Below are 745 nucleotides of genomic sequence, written 5' to 3'. Positions count from 1 at the left end.
TTTTTCTTTTTGATCTTCTTCCTTTTCGACCATGATTTCAGCATGGAGCGCTTCGTCTGTAAGACCAACAAAGATGTTTAAGTGTTCTGTCATGATTTTCGCACCGAGTGACACTGCTTCTTCAGGGCGGATTGAACCGTCCGTCCAAACATCAAGCGTCAATTTATCGAAGCTCGCATCTTGACCAACACGTGTTTTTTCAACTTGATAATTTACACGTTGAATTGGCGTGTAAATTGAGTCGATTGGGATGACACCAATTGGCATATCGTCCCGTTTGTTATCTTCAGCCTGAACATACCCACGACCACGGCGTGCTGTAAGACGCATATGAAGTGATGCACCTTCTGCAAGCGTTGCGATGTGAAGTTCTGGGTTGAGGATTTCGACGTCGCTGTCATGCGTAATATTCGCAGCAGTGACAACACCAGCGCCTTGAATATCGATCTCAAGCGTTTTCTCTTCTTCCGAGTACACTTTGAGGGCGAGTTTCTTAAGGTTCAAGATGATTTGGGTAACGTCTTCTACAACGCCATCAATCGTCGAGAACTCATGAAGAACGCCATCGATTTGGACTGCAGTGACTGCAGCACCCGGAAGTGAAGACAATAGGATACGACGCAATGAGTTACCAAGCGTTGTACCGAATCCACGTTCAAGCGGCTCAACTACGAATTTACCAAACGTAGCGTTCTCGCTTAACTCGATCGTTTCAATCTTCGGTTTTTCGATTTCGATCATCTGA

General features: G+C 45.4%; 1 protein-coding gene. It reads right to left on the bottom strand.

The genetic code is table 11. The features are described 5' to 3' along the window. On the bottom strand, positions 1-741 hold a 741-nt coding region (locus tag B3S86_RS15205; RefSeq protein ID WP_290754304.1), incomplete at its 3' end, for a DNA-directed RNA polymerase subunit alpha. Positions 742-745: the final 4 nt, after the last annotated feature.

The sequence above is a fragment of the Exiguobacterium sp. UBA3968 genome (assembly GCF_002385115.1).
Taxonomy (GTDB): domain Bacteria; phylum Bacillota; class Bacilli; order Exiguobacteriales; family Exiguobacteriaceae; genus Exiguobacterium_A.
This window is presented reverse-complemented; position numbering and strand designations above follow the sequence as displayed.